This is a genomic window from Lutibacter sp. (assembly GCF_041562875.1).
GTDB lineage: Bacteria > Bacteroidota > Bacteroidia > Flavobacteriales > Flavobacteriaceae > Lutibacter.
Genome location: NZ_JBFFOE010000013.1, coordinates 17,541 through 34,634, shown reverse-complemented (window position 1 = coordinate 34,634; position 17,094 = coordinate 17,541). Strand labels below are relative to the sequence as shown.

General features: G+C 30.1%; 12 protein-coding genes. 8 read left to right on the top strand and 4 right to left on the bottom strand.

All coding sequences use genetic code 11. From position 1 onward, the window contains the following. Positions 1–14: 14 nt before the first annotated feature. Together ABY863_RS03420 and ABY863_RS03415 are read left to right on the top strand one after the other, a co-directional pair. A complete protein-coding gene (locus tag ABY863_RS03420; protein ID WP_372792862.1) occupies positions 15–2,435 on the top strand; it encodes a sodium-translocating pyrophosphatase in 2,421 nt (806 codons plus the stop codon). A gap of 309 nt (positions 2,436–2,744) precedes the next feature. Then, on the top strand, positions 2,745–5,186 hold the full coding sequence (locus ABY863_RS03415) for a sodium-translocating pyrophosphatase (RefSeq protein ID WP_372792861.1): 2,442 nt from the start codon (positions 2,745–2,747) through the stop codon (positions 5,184–5,186). A gap of 102 nt (positions 5,187–5,288) precedes the next feature. On the opposite strand, the gene ABY863_RS03410 is transcribed toward ABY863_RS03415, so the two are convergent. The 3 genes from ABY863_RS03410 to ABY863_RS03400 all read right to left on the bottom strand — a co-directional run bounded on the left by ABY863_RS03410 (position 5,289) and on the right by ABY863_RS03400 (position 8,121). Beyond that, on the bottom strand, positions 5,289–5,903 hold the full coding sequence (locus tag ABY863_RS03410; protein ID WP_372792860.1) for a deoxynucleoside kinase: 615 nt from the start codon (positions 5,901–5,903) through the stop codon (positions 5,289–5,291). 75 nt (positions 5,904–5,978) lie between these two features. After that, entirely contained in the window at positions 5,979–6,659 is a 681-nt protein-coding gene (locus ABY863_RS03405; RefSeq protein ID WP_372792859.1) for a response regulator transcription factor, read from the bottom strand. Next, the gene (locus ABY863_RS03400) at positions 6,652–8,121 is read right to left on the bottom strand and encodes a sensor histidine kinase (RefSeq protein ID WP_372792858.1); all 1,470 of its coding nucleotides are present in this window, start codon (positions 8,119–8,121) and stop codon (positions 6,652–6,654) included. The genes ABY863_RS03405 and ABY863_RS03400 overlap by 8 nt, the downstream gene beginning before the upstream one ends. 125 nt (positions 8,122–8,246) lie before the next feature. Here ABY863_RS03400 and ABY863_RS03395 point away from each other — a divergent pair, with 125 nt between their 5' ends. The 5 genes from ABY863_RS03395 (at position 8,247) to ABY863_RS03375 (ending at position 15,135) form a co-directional block, all read left to right on the top strand. Then, positions 8,247–9,116, top strand: a complete 870-nt coding sequence (locus tag ABY863_RS03395) for a GLPGLI family protein (RefSeq protein WP_372792857.1) — start codon at positions 8,247–8,249, stop codon at positions 9,114–9,116. 150 nt (positions 9,117–9,266) lie between these two features. Further along, positions 9,267–11,942: a carboxypeptidase-like regulatory domain-containing protein gene (locus ABY863_RS03390; RefSeq protein ID WP_372792856.1), complete on the top strand. Its 2,676-nt coding sequence runs from the start codon at positions 9,267–9,269 to the stop codon at positions 11,940–11,942. Positions 11,943–12,176: 234 nt separating this feature from the next. Beyond that, on the top strand, positions 12,177–13,703 hold the full coding sequence (locus tag ABY863_RS03385) for a phospholipase D family protein (protein WP_372792855.1): 1,527 nt from the start codon (positions 12,177–12,179) through the stop codon (positions 13,701–13,703). Between the two features lie 123 nt (positions 13,704–13,826). Continuing rightward, complete coding sequence (locus ABY863_RS03380; RefSeq protein WP_372792854.1) at positions 13,827–14,789, top strand: YitT family protein; 963 nt, start codon at positions 13,827–13,829, stop codon at positions 14,787–14,789. A 22-nt stretch (positions 14,790–14,811) separates the two neighbouring features. After that, the gene (locus ABY863_RS03375; RefSeq protein ID WP_372792853.1) at positions 14,812–15,135 is read left to right on the top strand and encodes a TraR/DksA family transcriptional regulator; all 324 of its coding nucleotides are present in this window, start codon (positions 14,812–14,814) and stop codon (positions 15,133–15,135) included. A gap of 60 nt (positions 15,136–15,195) precedes the next feature. On the opposite strand, the gene metK is transcribed toward ABY863_RS03375, so the two are convergent. Beyond that, the gene (gene metK / locus ABY863_RS03370; protein ID WP_372792852.1) at positions 15,196–16,452 is read right to left on the bottom strand and encodes a methionine adenosyltransferase; all 1,257 of its coding nucleotides are present in this window, start codon (positions 16,450–16,452) and stop codon (positions 15,196–15,198) included. A 253-nt stretch (positions 16,453–16,705) separates the two neighbouring features. Between metK and ABY863_RS03365 the strand changes: the two genes are divergently transcribed. After that, positions 16,706–17,089: a DM13 domain-containing protein gene (locus tag ABY863_RS03365; RefSeq protein ID WP_372792851.1), complete on the top strand. Its 384-nt coding sequence runs from the start codon at positions 16,706–16,708 to the stop codon at positions 17,087–17,089. Positions 17,090–17,094: the final 5 nt, after the last annotated feature.

The following is a 17,094-nucleotide window of genomic DNA, read 5'->3' as shown; positions in this document are numbered from 1 at the left end:
AATTAAAATTAAAAATGGAGATAATAGTGAATTATTTACCCTTGTTTGGAATATTGGGTCTTTTGTTTGTATATGTAAAAAATACTTGGGTTACAAAACAAGACAAGGGAAATGAGAAAATGTCAAAAATTGCAAAACACATTGCTGATGGAGCAATGTCTTTTTTAAAAGCTGAGTACAAAATACTTTTAATTTTTATAGTTGGAGTAGCAATCTTATTATTTTTTAAAGGAAATTCCGAATATGGAGGGGAATTAGATAATCATATTTCTCATAGTATGGTAGCATTATCATTTGTAATTGGTGCAATTTGCTCTGCATTAGCAGGTTTTATTGGAATGAGAGCAGCTACAAAAGCAAATGTAAGAACAACACAAGCGGCAAGAACATCATTAGAAAAAGCATTAGAAGTTGCTTTTGCTGGTGGCTCAGTTATGGGAATGGGTGTTGTAGGTTTAGGTGTTTTAGGTTTAAGCGGCTTATTTATGTTTTACCAATATATGTGGCCTGGCGCAGAAAATATTCCAATGGTATTAAATGTGCTTTCAGGTTTTTCATTGGGAGCTTCTTCAATTGCTTTATTTGCGCGTGTTGGTGGTGGTATTTATACCAAGGCTGCAGATGTTGGAGCAGATTTAGTTGGTAAAGTTGAGGCAGGTATTCCCGAAGATCACCCATTAAATCCTGCAACAATTGCGGATAATGTTGGAGATAATGTTGGAGATGTAGCTGGTATGGGAGCTGATTTATTTGAATCGTATGTAGGTTCAATTATTGGTACTATGGTTTTAGGAGCTTTTATATTCACACCAAACTTTAATGGTTTAGGAGCCGTTTATTTACCTTTGGTTCTTGCAGCTGTTGGTATTATTATGTCAATTATTGGTACTTTTTTTGTAAAAGTAAAAGAAGGAGGTTCACCTCATAAAGCATTAAATTTAGGAGAATTTGGGTCAGGCGCATTAATGATTGTAGCTTCATATTTCATAATAAATGAAATGTTACCAGAATCTATAGAAGGTTTGCCGTTTGGAGCTATGGGTGTTTTTTATGCAACATTAACAGGTTTAATAGCTGGTTTTGGTGTAGGTAAAGCTACTGAATACTATACTGGTACAGGAACTAAGCCAGTACTGTCAATTGTAAAACAATCTGAAACAGGCTCAGCTACCAATATTATTGCTGGTTTAGGAGTAGGAATGATGTCAACAATGTTCCCTGTACTTTTAATTGCTATTGCAATTATAGTGTCTCATTACTTTGCAGGTTTATATGGTATTGCTATTGCCGCTGTTGGTATGTTAGCAAATACAGGAATTCAATTAGCTGTAGATGCGTATGGACCAATATCTGATAATGCCGGTGGGATTGCTCAAATGGCTGATTTACCAAGTGAAGTTCGTGAACGTACAGATAAATTAGATGCTGTTGGTAATACAACTGCTGCAATTGGTAAAGGGTTTGCAATTGCATCTGCAGCATTAACCGCACTTGCCTTATTTGCAGCTTTTATGAAAACCGCAAATATAACGGCTATAGATGTTTCTCAACCAAAAATTATGGCGGGCTTATTAGTAGGAGGAATGTTACCATTTGTATTTTCTGCCTTATCAATGAAAGCAGTAGGTAGAGCTGCAATGGCTATGATTGAAGAAGTTCGTCGTCAGTTTAGAGATATTCCCCAATTACACGCTGCGTTAGAAGTGATGCGTAAACATGATTCTGATAAAACTAATTTTTCAGAAGAAGAACTTGCTATTTTTGATGAAGCTGATGAATATGTTGAATATGAAAAATGTGTTGAAATTTCCACAGAAGCTTCAATAAGAGAAATGGTATTACCTGGATTATTGGCTTTAGTTGTTCCAGTTGCTGTTGGGTTTATTGGAGGAGCCGAAATGTTAGGAGGCTTATTAGCTGGTGTTACCACAACAGGTGTTGTAATGGCAATTTTTCAATCTAATGCTGGTGGTGCGTGGGATAATGCAAAAAAAATGATTGAAGAACAAGGTAAAAAAGGAACAGAAGCTCACAAAGCTGCTGTTGTAGGTGATACAGTTGGAGATCCTTTTAAAGATACTTCTGGACCATCATTAAATATATTATTAAAATTAATGTCAGTTGTTGCATTGGTTATTGCACCAAGTATTGCATTAGATATTGTTGAAGTTGCTGATTATTCAAAAGAAAAAGCGGCTATGGAAGTTGTTGTTAATGAAATTTCTAAAGAAGTAAAAGTTGAAATGTTTAAAAATGACGATGGAACTGTGAAAGCAACTGTTACAACAACTTCAACAGAAAATGGTAAAGTTTTAACGGATGTTAAAATTATTGAAGGAACAGAAAAAGAAGTAGAAGATAAACTTTCTAGTAAAAAATTGGATAGTGTTAAAGTTAAAGTAGAAAAAATCATAATTGAAGAGGTTATTAAATAAAAATCTTAACTTTTAAGTACATAAACAAAAAACTCGCTATTAGCGAGTTTTTTGTTTATAATAAATAGGAATGAAATATAAATACATTAAAATTTTAAAATTATTTTTTCGGTTATTTAAAAAATAGTCTTCATTTAATATTAAATTTTTATATTTATACATTATTAACGACTAAATGGTATTATTTAAAATGGAGTATTTTAGTAATCTAATTTTAACTAGAAAAAATACGAATACTTATGTTAATATTTTTAATTCCAATGTCTACCTGCCTTTAAAAACAATCACTAATCTTTATCTATATATCAAATGAAAAAAATTATCGCAATTTTAGTTGTATTAATGTTTCCAATGCGCAGTATGGCAAGTGAAGCAGATCTCGTAATCCCAGATGCAATTAAAGAACAAAGTATTCTATATTGGGGCTTTTTGATTACGTTAGCTGGTTTACTTTTTGGGTTTTACCAATTTGTACAAGTAAAAAAAATAAGGGCTCATAAATCTATGTTAGATGTTGCTCAAGTAATCTTTGAAACTTCAAAAACCTATTTAATTCAACAAGGAAAATTTATTTTTATTTTATTTGCATTTATAGGTACAGCAGTTGCGTTTTATTTCGGATTTTTATCAAAAGACCCTGTAACAGGTGAACATTTATTCGGAGTAGGTGGTGTATTGATGATTCTTGGATGGATGATTCTTGGAATTTTAGGTTCCTACGCCGTTGCTTGGTTTGGAATACGAATGAATACTTTAGCCAACTCTCGTATGGCTTTTGCTTCTCTTGAAAGAAAACCAATTAAATTATTAAACATTCCATTAAATGCAGGAATGAGTATTGGTGTAGTATTAATTTCTTTGGAATTATTATTAATGCTTGTTATTCTTTTGTTTGTTCCTGGAGAGTATGCAGGGGCTAGTTTTATTGGATTTGCTATTGGTGAATCTTTAGGTGCTTCGGCTTTACGTATTGCAGGTGGTATTTTTACTAAGATTGCGGATATTGGTTCTGATTTAATGAAAGTAATCTTTAAAATTGGTGAAGATGATCCACGTAACCCAGGTACTATTGCCGACTGTGTTGGAGATAATGCAGGAGATTCTGTTGGTCCAACTGCTGATGGTTTTGAAACCTATGGAGTTACCGGAGTTGCTTTAATCTCTTTTATTTTATTGGCGATTACAGATACTGCTTTACAAACTCAACTATTAGTTTGGATTTTTGTAATGCGTATATTAATGATAATCACTTCCATTGTTTCTTACTGGATTAATGGAGCCATTACAAAAGCGAAATATAACAATGTTGATGAATTGGATTTTGAAAAACCACTAACGTCACTAGTTTGGATTACATCTATCTTATCTATGGGTGTTACTTTTGTTGCAAGTTATTTTTTAATTGGAGATCTTGGAAATAGTTTATGGATTACATTGTCTGTAATAATTAGTGCGGGTACACTTGGCGCAGCGCTTATTCCTGAGTTTACAAAATTATTTACAAGTCCTAAATCCACACACGTAAAAGAAGTTGTTGAAGCCTCTAAAGAAGGTGGAGCATCTCTTAATATTCTTTCTGGACTAGTTGCTGGTAATTTTAGTGCATTTTGGTTAGGAATGGTATTTTTCTTCTTAATGTTTGTAGCTTATTATGCTTCAACTTACGGTTTAGGTGATATTATGATTTATCCATCTATTTTCGCTTTTGGTTTAGTAGCTTTTGGTATGTTAGGTATGGGACCAGTTACTATTGCTGTAGATAGTTATGGACCAGTAACAGACAATGCGCAATCTATTTATGAACTATCTTTAATTGAAGAAGATATTGCTGCAATTACTCCTGAAATTGAACGAGATTTTGGATTTACTCCAGATTTTGAAAAATCAAAATATTATTTAGAAGCAAATGATGGTGCTGGAAATACTTTTAAAGCAACTGCTAAACCAGTATTGATTGGTACAGCTGTTGTAGGTGCAACTACCATGATTTTTGCTTTGATTTTGGTAATTGAACATTCGTTGGGTATTAAGCCTGAGCAAGTTTTAAATTTATTGAATCCATATACGATTTTTGGATTTTTATTGGGTGGGGCGGTTATTTATTGGTTCTCAGGAGCTAGTATTCAGGCTGTAACTACTGGAGCAAGTCAAGCGGTTGCTTATATTAAAGACAATATTAATTTAGATCCCGACGCTCCTAAAAAAGCTGACGTAGAAAAATCTAGAGCAGTTGTTAAAATTTGCACACAATATGCACAAAAAGGAATGTTAAATATTTTTATTGCAGTTTTCTCTTTTGCATTGGCATTTGCTTTCTTTTCTGCTCCTACAGGAATTGTTGAAGGCATGAGTGAAGCAGATTTAATTCTTGCTGCAGCTCCGGTATCATTATTTATAAGCTATCTTATATCTATTGCGTTTTTCGGTTTGTATCAAGCTATTTTTATGGCGAATGCAGGTGGATCTTGGGATAATGCGAAAAAAGTAATAGAAGTAGATATGAAAGAAAAAGGAACTGATTTACATGCAGCTTCTGTTGTTGGAGATACGGTAGGAGATCCTTTTAAAGATACCTCTTCTGTAGCACTTAATCCAATTATTAAATTCACAACATTGTTTGGGTTATTAGCTATGGAAATTGCTATTTCTCCTTCATTTAGAGATATTGCACATTATTTTGGTTTTGTTTTCTTGGCAATAGCACTTTATTTTGTGTATAGATCATTCTATAAAATGCGTATTAATAGTTAATAGCATTGAACCAATAAAAAAACGGGTTACTTAATTTAAGTAACCCATTTTTTGTTTATAATTTTTATTGTAATCTTATCGTTTTCTGAAATAAATTGTTTCTTAAAATAACCCGTTAATTTGAGAGTCTATCTTATTAATAACAGTTCCCAAATCTTCTTGATTATCAACAAAATTTAAATTATCAACATCAATTATTAGTAATTTTCCTTTGGTGTATTTTGTAATCCAAGCTTCATAGCGTTCATTTAATCTACTTAAATAATCTATGCTTATTGAGTTTTCGTAATCACGACCTCTTTTATGAATTTGACCAACTAATGTAGGAATTGAAGCTCTTAAATAAATTAATAAATCGGGAGGTGTAACCAAGCGTTCCATGAGTTCAAATAGTGATTCATAATTTTTAAAATCTCTATTAGTCATTAAACCCATTGCGTGTAAGTTTGGTGCAAAAATCCGAGCATCTTCATAAATAGTTCTATCTTGAATAATGCTTCTTCCACTTTCTCTAATTTCTAATACTTGACGAAATCTACTGTTTAAAAAGTACACCTGTAAATTAAAAGACCAACGCTCCATTTCACCATAAAAATCATCTAAATAAGGATTTTCATCTACAGATTCAAAATGAGGATCCCATTTATAATGTTTTGCTAAAAGTTTTGTTAATGTTGTTTTTCCGGCTCCAATATTTCCAGCAATAGCTACGTGCATAATTAATCTTTAAGTGAAATTTAAAACGCTAAAGTAACTAAATTTTTCGTGTTTTTGGTACTCAAATATAAACTGTTAATAAATTAATTTGTACCCGTAACCCCTAACATTTATAATTTGAATAGCCGTATCTTCTTTTAATTTTTTTCGAAGTTTTGTAATAAAAACATCCATACTTCTTGCATTAAAAAAATCATCATCGCCCCATAATTTTTTTAAAATGAAGGAACGTTCCAAAACTTGGTTTTTATTTTTTATTAAATAGTATAATAAATGAGCTTCACGATGCGTTAAATTTTCAATAGAAGTAGCTGTTTGAAGTGTTTGTTTTTTTAAGTTAAAAATATACTTCCCAATTTTTATTGGCCCATCATTTAAGTCTCCTTTTCCTCTTTTTAAAAGCGCATTTATTCTAACAATAAGCTCTTCCATGCTAAAGGGTTTCTTTAAATAATCATTACCACCAATAGAAAATCCTTCAACTACATCTTCAGTTTGAGATTTTGCAGTTAAAAATATAATTGGAATATCAGGGTTTTCTTCCCTAATTTCTTTGGAAAGTGTAAAGCCATCTTTTTTTGGCATCATTACATCTAAAACCAATAAAAGCGGATTTTCAGATTTATAAACTTTATAAGCTTCTTCACCATTAGCACAAAGTAATACTTCAAAATTTCGAGTTTCTAAGCTTTCTTTTATAATTTGTCCTAAAGAAGGTTCGTCTTCGGCTAATAATATTTTTACAGGACTATTCATTTGGTAATTCAATTTTGAATAAGGTACTATTATTTTTGTCGTAAATAATAGTCACGGTTCCATTGTGTTTTTCAATAATTTTTTTGGTATAATACAAACCAATGCCAAAACCTTTTACATTGTGCGTATTTCCCATTGGAATTCTATAAAATTGCTCAAAAACCTTCTCTTTATGGGCTTTAGAAATTCCATTTCCACTGTCTTTAATTAGAATAACAATTTTATTTTTTATTGAAGTTAATTCAATATTAATTTGATCTCCACCATATTTTATGGCATTATCTATAATATTTCCTAAAGCATTTTCAAAATGAAATTTATCTAAGTTTATGAGCGTAGTTTTAATTGAGCTGCTAAATTTAAAAGTTTTTTCAGAATTAATAATTTTATATTTTTCAATCACTTCTTCAACCAATTCAACTAGATTTATAGGTTGTTTGTTGAGGGCTAATTCTTCGTGATTTAATGCAGCAGTTTCTAAAATTTTCTCTACCATTAAATTTAATTTAGAAACTTGTGAGTTTGCAATTGCAATGTATTTTTCAGATTTTACTTTATCATTTAGCGCATTAAAATTTTTCATAGCTTCTAAAGCTGTTGAAATAGTTGCAATGGGTGTTTTAAATTCGTGTGTAATATTGTTTATTAAATCGTTTTTAACTTCAGCCAACTGTTTTTGTTTGTAAATGGTTTTTAGCAAATACAATAAACTGGCAATAATACTTATTGATAACAATAAGGAGAGCAAAATACTTATAAATGAATTTCTTAATAGAATAGTAGTTTCATTTGTAAAATACAATTCTAACTTACTTCTATGTGGTAAAAAATTAGAATTTGAAATGGTGGTTAAATACTTTTTAGGAAAATTATTAAGATTATATTCTATTGTTTTTGTCCCAATGCTATCATCTTCGTGAAATGGTATATAATTGTATTTTAAAGCGTAAGTGACATCAATTTTATTGCGTTTTAATTCATCAATTAAATAAGTGTCTAATTTTTTTAAATCAAGAGTGTCTCTTGAAATTGAAATAATAACTTTAGATATTAAACTGTCAAAATGTTTTGGAAGGGTCTTTTTTTCAATGAAGTAAGGGTGGAAATTATTTCTTGGAGATTTAATTAAAATAGGTTTTTCTCCATCATGTTTAGCCATATTATTCAAAGTACTGTCTATTTTTTTTCTAAAATCTCTTCTAGATTTTGTGCTCACAATAATGGTGTCAGTTTTTTCTTTTAAATTAACGGAATCTAATGAAGTGTACGTAATAATACCCGATTTAGTTAAATTCACAAAATAAGCTTCAACCGAATTATCTAAACTCAGTTGTACGGTACTAATTAAATTTTGTTTGTTTATTTGGTATTCTCTTAAGTTCCAATAAACTTGCACAGCAATTGTTGTAATTACTGTAATACCAATAAAATAAACAACCCATTTGTAGTTTTTCTTATTCATAGTTTCAAAGTTAAGCACATAAATTGTATTATCACAATTGCTTAACAATCGTTAACACTAATTAACTGTAATAAATTTAATAAGAGTATATATTTGTTCAGAAATTAATTTTAAAATACCATACAATGAAAAATTTTCTTTTAAAAAGTATAACTATTTTACTAGTATTAGTCATAAATAAAATAAGTGCTCAAGATTTTCAGGGAAAAGCAGTTTACCAAACAAAATCGACTATGGAAATGGATTTGGCAGGTTCAGGAATACCAGCAGATAGAGTAAAACGAATTGAAGAAATGATGAAAAATCAATTGGAAAAAACCTATACTTTAACATTTGATAAAATTGCTTCAATTTATAAAGAAGAAGAAAAATTAGACCAATCTGCTGGTGGTCATGGAGGAATGCGATTTATGATGATGGGCGGTGGAATTTCAGGAAATTATTATAAAAATACACAAACTAAAACTTCAGCCAAAGAAAATGAGTTTAGCGGTAAAAATTTCTTAATTAAAGATAGCTTAATGATTTATGATTGGAAAATGGAGCAGGAAACCAAAATGATAGGTGAAAATTTATGTTTTAAAGCAACTACTGTTGTTGAAAGACCTGTAAGAAATACCAGTTTTAGATTTGGAAGAGGAAATAATAATAACTCAGAAAAAGAAGAAGAACCAAAGGAAACCGTTATGGAATTAATTATTGTAACGGCATGGTACACGCTTGATATTCCTGTAAGTCACGGACCAAGTGATTATTGGGGTTTGCCAGGTTTAATTTTAGAAATAAGTGATGGTAATACTCAAATATTATGCACAAAAATTGTGATGAACCCAAAAGATAAATCAGAGATAAGTGAACCATCAAAAGGAAAAGTAGTTACGCAAAAAGAATACGACAAAATTTTTGAAGAAAAAACTAAAGAAATGAGAGAAAGAATGAGCAATGAACGTGAGAAAAGTGGTGGAGGTGAAAGACATATTAGAATTGGAGGATAAAATATTACTTTAAGTTTAGTTAAAATGTCTTTATGGGCTGTTAAACAAGTTTCCGAAATGTCACACTGAGTTTGTCGAAGTGTAATTAATCAGACTCAATTTAATATCTATTAAAAAACAATAAAATAGCTTCAAAAAAAATATAGTTAAATGAACAAAATAGCAGGTTTACTTTTAGTAACAATATTTCCATTGATGGTCTTTTCTCAAAATATTAAATTAGAAGGTATTGTTAAAGACGAAGCAGGAACTCCTTTAGAAATGGCCAATGTAATTGCATTTAAAAAAGGAACAAAATTTTTACAATCCTATTCAATAACAGATTCAAAAGGAAATTATAAATTAAGTTTGGAAGACAGTCAGGAATATACTTTAAAAGTGAGTTATTTGGGGTTTGATACCAAAAATGTAGAAGTATCTGTAGATAATTCTTTAACAGATTTGGAACAAGATATTGTTTTAAGTGAATCAAATGAATCCTTAAATGAGGTTGAAATCACCTACGAAATGCCCATTAAAATTGATGGTGATACTATTAGTTACAATGCAGATTCATTTACTTCTGGAAAAGAAAAAAAATTAGAAGATGTACTTAAAAAATTACCAGGTGTAGATATTGATGATAATGGTGAAGTTGAGGTTGAAGGAAAAAAAGTTCAAAAAGTATTGGTTGAAGGCAAAGAGTTTTTTGATGGGGATTCTAAACTGGCAACTCAAAATATCCCAGCTTCTGCAATTGATAAAATTCAAGTGCTAAAAAATTATAATGAAGTTTCAGGAATGCGTGGCGTTACCAATAATGAAGATAATATAGCCATAAATATTAAATTAAAACAAGGGAAAAAACGCTTTTGGTTTGGAGAGGTAAATGCTGGAATTGGCGATAATGAAAAGCATATTGTAAAACCAAAATTATTTTATTACAGTCCTGAAAAGAGTGTAAATGTATTAGCCGATATTAATAATATTGGTGAAACACCATTTACAATGCGCGATTATTTTAGGTTTACAGGAGGTTTGCGAGGAGGAATGAGCAGTAGCGGAACTAGTTTTAATGTGGAATCTGGAGGTTTAGGGTTTATGACGGTTCAAAATAATAAAGCACAAGAAATCCTTTCAAAATTTGGGGCGTTAAACTTTAGTATGACTCCTAAAAAAACACTTGATTTTAATGGTTTTGCAATTGTAAACGATTCTGAAACAACCATGTATACAAAATCAAATACAGTTTATAATAACCTTAATTTAACTGAGGAAAATGAAACTTCAGCAATACAAGGAAGTCAACTTGGGATGTTGAAATTTAGTACAACCTACAAGCCAAATCCCAATGTGCATATAGATTATGATATCTTCGGAAAACTATCTAAACAAACAGAGTTAACCGATGTAACTTCAAATATAAGAGCAGCTGACACTTATAAAGAAGAAAAACCATTTTCTTTAAATCAGAATTTTAATTTGTATTATACCATTGATGAAAAAAATATTTTTGCTGCTGAAATGCAACATAATTTCGAAAAAGATCAACCTTTATATAATTCATTAGCTACATCACAACCTTTTGTGTTGATTCCTACTGAAGGAACAGCAGATGGAAATTACATTTTTAATCTTATTCAAAATAAAAAAACAACTACCAATAAACTTGATGCTAAATTTGATTATTACTATTTATTAACACCAAAAAGCAACATTAATTTAACGTTGGGAACCACACAAAGCAAGCAAAATTTAGCGTCCAATATTTTTCAAACTTTAGAGAATGAAAGTGTTTTAAATTTTAATGATGAAACTTTAAATAACGATGCCGATTATAATTTTTCAGATTTATTTTTAGGAGTTCATTACAAAATGGTTTCTGGTAAATTTACGTTGAATCCTGGTGTAAGCTTACATTATTATTCAACAAAAGATACCCAATTAGGAACCGAAATAAAAGAAAATAAAACAATAATATTGCCAGATTTATATGCTAGTTTACAATTAAAATCATCCGAAAGTTTACGTTTCAATTATTCAATTTCTACACAGTTTTCAGATATCAACAATATTGCAGAAGGCTATATTTTAGCAAAATATAATTCATTAACACGTGGAAATCGTGAATTAGAAAACGCCTTATATCACAAGTATTCATTAAATTATTTTAGTTTTAGTATGTTTTCTTTTACCAATGTTCATGCATCTGTTAGTTACACAAAAAAAGTAGATGGAATAAAAAATAACACAGAATTATTGGGAATTGATAGAATTTCGTATCCTGTAAACTCAAATTTAGCTGATGAAACGTTGTCGGCATCTTTTAGATATGGCAAAACATACAGCAAACTTAAAACCAATTTTAGAGCAAGCGTTACCAATTCTATCTTTAATAATATTGTAAATGATGCGGTAATTCATTCAAAATCCTTAGCTCATAATTACCAAGCCAGTGTTGCCAGTAAATTTAAAAATGCTCCAAATTTTGAAGTTGGGTATCAAAAATCATTTTCAGAATATTCAAACACAGGAAGCACAACCGACAGGCCTTTTGCCAATATGGAAATAGGGTTTCTGAAAAACTTTATTTTAACAGCAGATTATAGTTACTACAACTATAAAAACGATGAAAATACCATAAAAAACACCTATTCGTTTTTAAATTCAGCGTTGTATTATCAACAAAAAGACAGCAAATGGGAATTTAAACTTTCGGCAAATAATTTAACGAATAACACCTCCATGAATACGGACAGTTACAACGAAATTTCTAACAGTAACACAACCTCGTTATATTTTATTCAACCACGAATTTATTTATTTTCAGTAAAATATAATTTATAGGGCGTTACCCTGCGGGTCGGGCTTTCATTACTCGCTTTTTACAGTTTTAAAAAAAACTGTAAAAGAGCTCAAACATGCCATTCCATCCCTAACGCAAAAAATAAAATCCTTACATTTTTTTAATATGTAAGGATTTTATCGATTTATAAGATGGTTCACCTGAACTTTTTTAATCTATTTCAATCTTAAACAGTATATTTAGTCGCAACTTTTAACAAAACAACTACTAAAAATATGAAATACAGCTATTTTATTGCACTTATTTTGTTGATTTCTTGTTCTCAAAATAAAACAAAAAATACTTCTGAGGATATAGATTTTTGTGCGAATATTCATACAAACCAAACTGCAAATCTATCCAATGAACTTGAAGATATTTCGGAACTAATGAAAAGTAAAACAGGTGTTTATGTTTTAGAAGATGGTGGTGGTTCATTGGTTACAAGAGCGTGGCTTTGTGAAAATGCTGTGGAATCAATTGATATTCAGTATTTTATTTTTTCAACTGATAATGTTGGTCTAATTGCTTGTGATTATTTGGTGAGAGCTGCAGACAGAGGTGTTAAAGTAAGAATTTTGGTAGATGATATTATGGTTGATGCAGATATAGAAGATATTTTAATTTTAGATTCACATGAAAATATCACTATTAAAATTTACAACCCAGGTGTAAATTTAGGTAAGAATATTTTTAGTAAGATAAAAAAATTCACCACCGATTTCAGATCAGCTAACCAACGAATGCACAATAAAACGTTTATTGTAGATGGAAAAGTAGTGATTACAGGTGGTAGAAATGTAGCTGATGAATATTTTGATTATGACCACGAATATAATTTTAGAGATAGAGATGTGTTGCTACTTGGAAAAGTAACAGAAGATGTGAATACTTCATTTAATCAATTTTGGAATAATTCATTAAGTGTGGCAGCTAAAGAGTTAATTAATAAAGAAGTTGAAAATTTAGATGATAAAAATAAGTTTAAAAAATTACATCAATATGCTTGCAATCCTGAAAATTTTTGGCCACAAATACGAAATCAAATACAAAATCTGCCAAAAGCTTTTCAAATAATAAAGAAATCAGGAGAACTAGTGTGGGTTGATAATGTTTCTTTTGTTTCAGATGCTCCAGGAAAGAATGATGGGGAAAGTGGTTTAGGAGGCGGTGGATTTTCTACTGACGCTTTAATTGAATTGGTGAAAAACGCACAATTTTCATTGGATATTCAAACGCCCTATTTAATAACTTCAGACTTAAGCCAGAATCTTTTCAGGGATGCGGTTAACCGTGGTGTAAAAATTAGAATATTGACAAATAGTTTAGCTTCAACAGATAATTTGGAAGCATTTAGTAGTTATCAAACCGATCGTAAAAAATTATTAGAAACCGGTATTCAAATTTTTGAATTCCGTCCTGACGCTGCTGAAAGAACAAAAATTATGACTGGGGATTTACAAGTAACTTTAGATTATGCACCTATTTTTGGTTTGCATGCAAAATCTATGGTAGTTGATGGAAATATAACTGTTATTGGAACTTTTAATTTAGATCCTAGGAGTGCAAATTTAAACACGGAGTGTATTGCTATTATTCATTCTAAAAAAGTAGCAAGTGATGTTTTAAAAGGGATGGAAATAGAATTTAATCCCGAAAATTCTTGGGAAACTACATTAGATTTTAATCCAGATTCAAAAGTAAATAAGTTAAAACGTGTTAAAACTTGGACACGTAAAATTCTTCCAAAAGAAATTTTATAGGAGGATTCTTCATTCATAATGGTTAAATTTGAAATTCATTTTAAATATAAAAATGAATTTGATTAGAAAATATACTGAAATCAATAAATAAAAATTTTAGAAGTTTAAAAACCGAACATATATATGAAGCCAATTTTTCAATTTATTGTAAATGAACTAGCAAAGCGAAAACTTAAAAAAAATAAAATAGAATTAAACGAAATTGAGAAGGAAATTTTAAATACAAAAGTTGAATTCACACATTTAATTAGGGATAGTTTTTTTATTTTATTAGGTATTATATCAGCTGCATTTGGTTTAAAAGGTTTTTTATTGCCAAATTCTTTTATTGATGGTGGAGTTACAGGTATTTCACTAATAATTTCAGAATCTACAAAATTACCATTGTCTGTTTTATTAGTAGTTATAAACTTACCATTTATATTTATGGCATACTCTACCATAAGTAAACAGTTTGCTTTACGGAGCATTATAGCTATTTTCTTACTGGCAATTTTTGTGCATTTTGTGCCATTTCCAATTATTACTGATGATAAATTGTTAATTGCGGTTTTTGGTGGTTTCTTTTTAGGAATGGGAATTGGTTTAGCAATTCGTGGAGGTTCAGTTATTGATGGAACTGAAGTTTTAGCCGTTTTTATAAGTCGAAAAACAGCATTAACAATTGGTGACATCATCTTAATATTTAATATTCTTATTTTTGGAGTTGCGGCCTATGTATTTTCAGTAGAAATTGCTTTGTACGCTATTTTAACTTATTTAGCAGCATCAAAAACAGTAGATTTTATAGTTTCAGGTATTGAAGAATATGTTGGTGTAACCATAATTTCTGATAAAAATGAAGATATTAGATTGGCTATTATTGAAAATATGGGAAGAGGTTGTACTATTTATTCAGGTAAACGAGGTTTTGGTAAGCGCGGAGATTTGCTAAAATCAACAGATATACTTTATACACTTATAACTAGGTTAGAATTAGCCAAACTTCACACTGAAATTGATAAAATAGACAAAGAAGCTTTTATTGTCATGCATAGTATAAAAGATGCTAAAGGTGGAATGATAAAGAAAAGACCTCTAAAATAAATAAAAACTCTTTGAATTAACGATGAATACAGATGAAATAAAACAAAAACTGTTTGATGAAATTTCAAAAACTGAAGACCTTATTAAAGAATATAAAGAATTAACAAAACCTATTGAGCCAGATTGTGCAATTGGGAGAGTTTCTCGCATGGATGCTATTAATAATAAAAGTGTGATGGAAGCATCTTTGAGACAAGCTGAAAGTAAATTAAGAAACTTAAAACGTGTTTTTTCTCAATTGGGAAGTGATGAATTTGGAATTTGTTTAAAGTGTAAACAACCAATTCCTTTGGGAAGAATTTTAATTAGGCCTGAAAGTTTGTTTTGCGTGAATTGTGCACAATAAAAAAGGCTGCTAAGAAATTAAAATTTATCAGCAACCTTTTATCGTATTCAGAATGATTTTTTACAGACCGAAAGCTTTTTTTATGTTGTCTACATAATCTAATTTTTCCCAAGTAAACAATTCAACATCAATTGTTTTTTTAGTACCATCAACATTTTCAAATGTTTTAGTAACTGTTGTATTTTCACGACCCATATGCCCGTAAGCAGCAGTTTCTAAATACATTGGTTGTCTTAACTTTAAGCGTTCTTCAATAAATGCAGGACGCATGTCAAATAATTTTTCAACAACTTCAGCAATTTCACCATCCGATTTTTCAACATTTGAAGTGCCGTAAGTATTTACATAAATTCCCATAGGCTCAGCAACACCGATTGCATAAGAAACCTGAATTAAAATTTCATCAGCAACTCCAGCAGCAACAATATTTTTTGCAATATGACGTGTTGCATATGCTGCACTTCTATCAACTTTACTTGGATCTTTTCCTGAAAAAGCACCACCACCGTGAGCTCCTTTTCCTCCATAAGTATCAACAATAATTTTTCTTCCTGTTAAACCAGTATCACCGTGAGGCCCACCAATTACAAATTTACCAGTTGGATTTACGTGATACACAATATTATCATTAAATAATGCTTTTAGTGAAGCAGGTAATTTTTTAATGACTCTTGGAATTAAAATGGTAATTACATCGCTTTTAATTTTAGCCAGCATTTTAGTGTCATCTGGACCAAAATCATCGTGTTGTGTAGAAACTACAATATCTTTAATTCTAAAAGGTACATTATCATCAGTATATTCAATAGTAACCTGACTTTTTGAATCTGGACGTAAATAAGTAATATCTTTATTCTCTCTACGTAATTCAGCTAATTCTACTAAAATTTTATGACTTAAATCCAATGCTAAAGGCATATAGTTTTCGGTTTCTTTAGTAGCGTAACCAAACATCATTCCTTGGTCTCCCGCACCCTGCTGTTCTTTTGAATCTCTATCAACACCTTGATTAATATCTTGTGATTGTTCATGAATTGCTGAAAAAACTCCACAAGAATTTCCATCAAACATATATTCACTTTTGGTATACCCAATTTTATTAATAACGTCTCTCGCTATTTTTTGAACATCTAAATAAGTATTAGATTTCACTTCCCCAGCTAATACAACTTGACCAGTAGTTACTAGTGTTTCGCAGGCGACTTTTGAGTTTTCATCAAAGGCTAAAAAATTATCAACTAAAGCATCTGAAATTTGATCAGCAACTTTATCTGGATGCCCTTCTGAAACAGATTCTGATGTAAATAAATATGACATAATTTTAATTTATAAATTTAAATTAAAGGAAAATTATGGTGATTGCTTTGGTCGCTAAAAGAAGTAAATAATTACTGCTTTAGCATTTTTTAATGAGGTTGCAATCAGTTCAAATTTTTCCTCGAGTTATTTTCGAGTGCAAAGTTATAAAAATTTAAAACCTAAATAGCAATTTAGTCTTAAATAATTCATAAAAATGTTTGTAAGGTTTTGTTAAGAATTTCGATGAAGAAAATTAAAAACCATTTTTATTATGAAGAATATAGTAATATTTTCATTTAGTTTAGTACTGATTATGAGTTGTTCTAAAAGTGATGATATGCAAATTGTAATTGAACAAATGGGTGGTGATTTTGTTGCCAGAGCGCATCCAACTTCAGGAAAAAGAGCTGTAAATTCTGATAAAACAATATTAACTTTTACAAATTTCAAAACAGATAATGGACCAAAGTTGTTAGTTTATTTATCTACAGATGTTATTTCTAGTGAATACATTAATCTTGGAGATTTGAGGGGCGTTTCAGGTGATTTTACTTATGAAATTCCAACGAATACCGATTTGGAAAAATTTAAAATAGCGAACATTTGGTGTGTAGATTTTTCAGTAAGTTTTGGTACTGCTGAATTAAAAAAATAATTTTT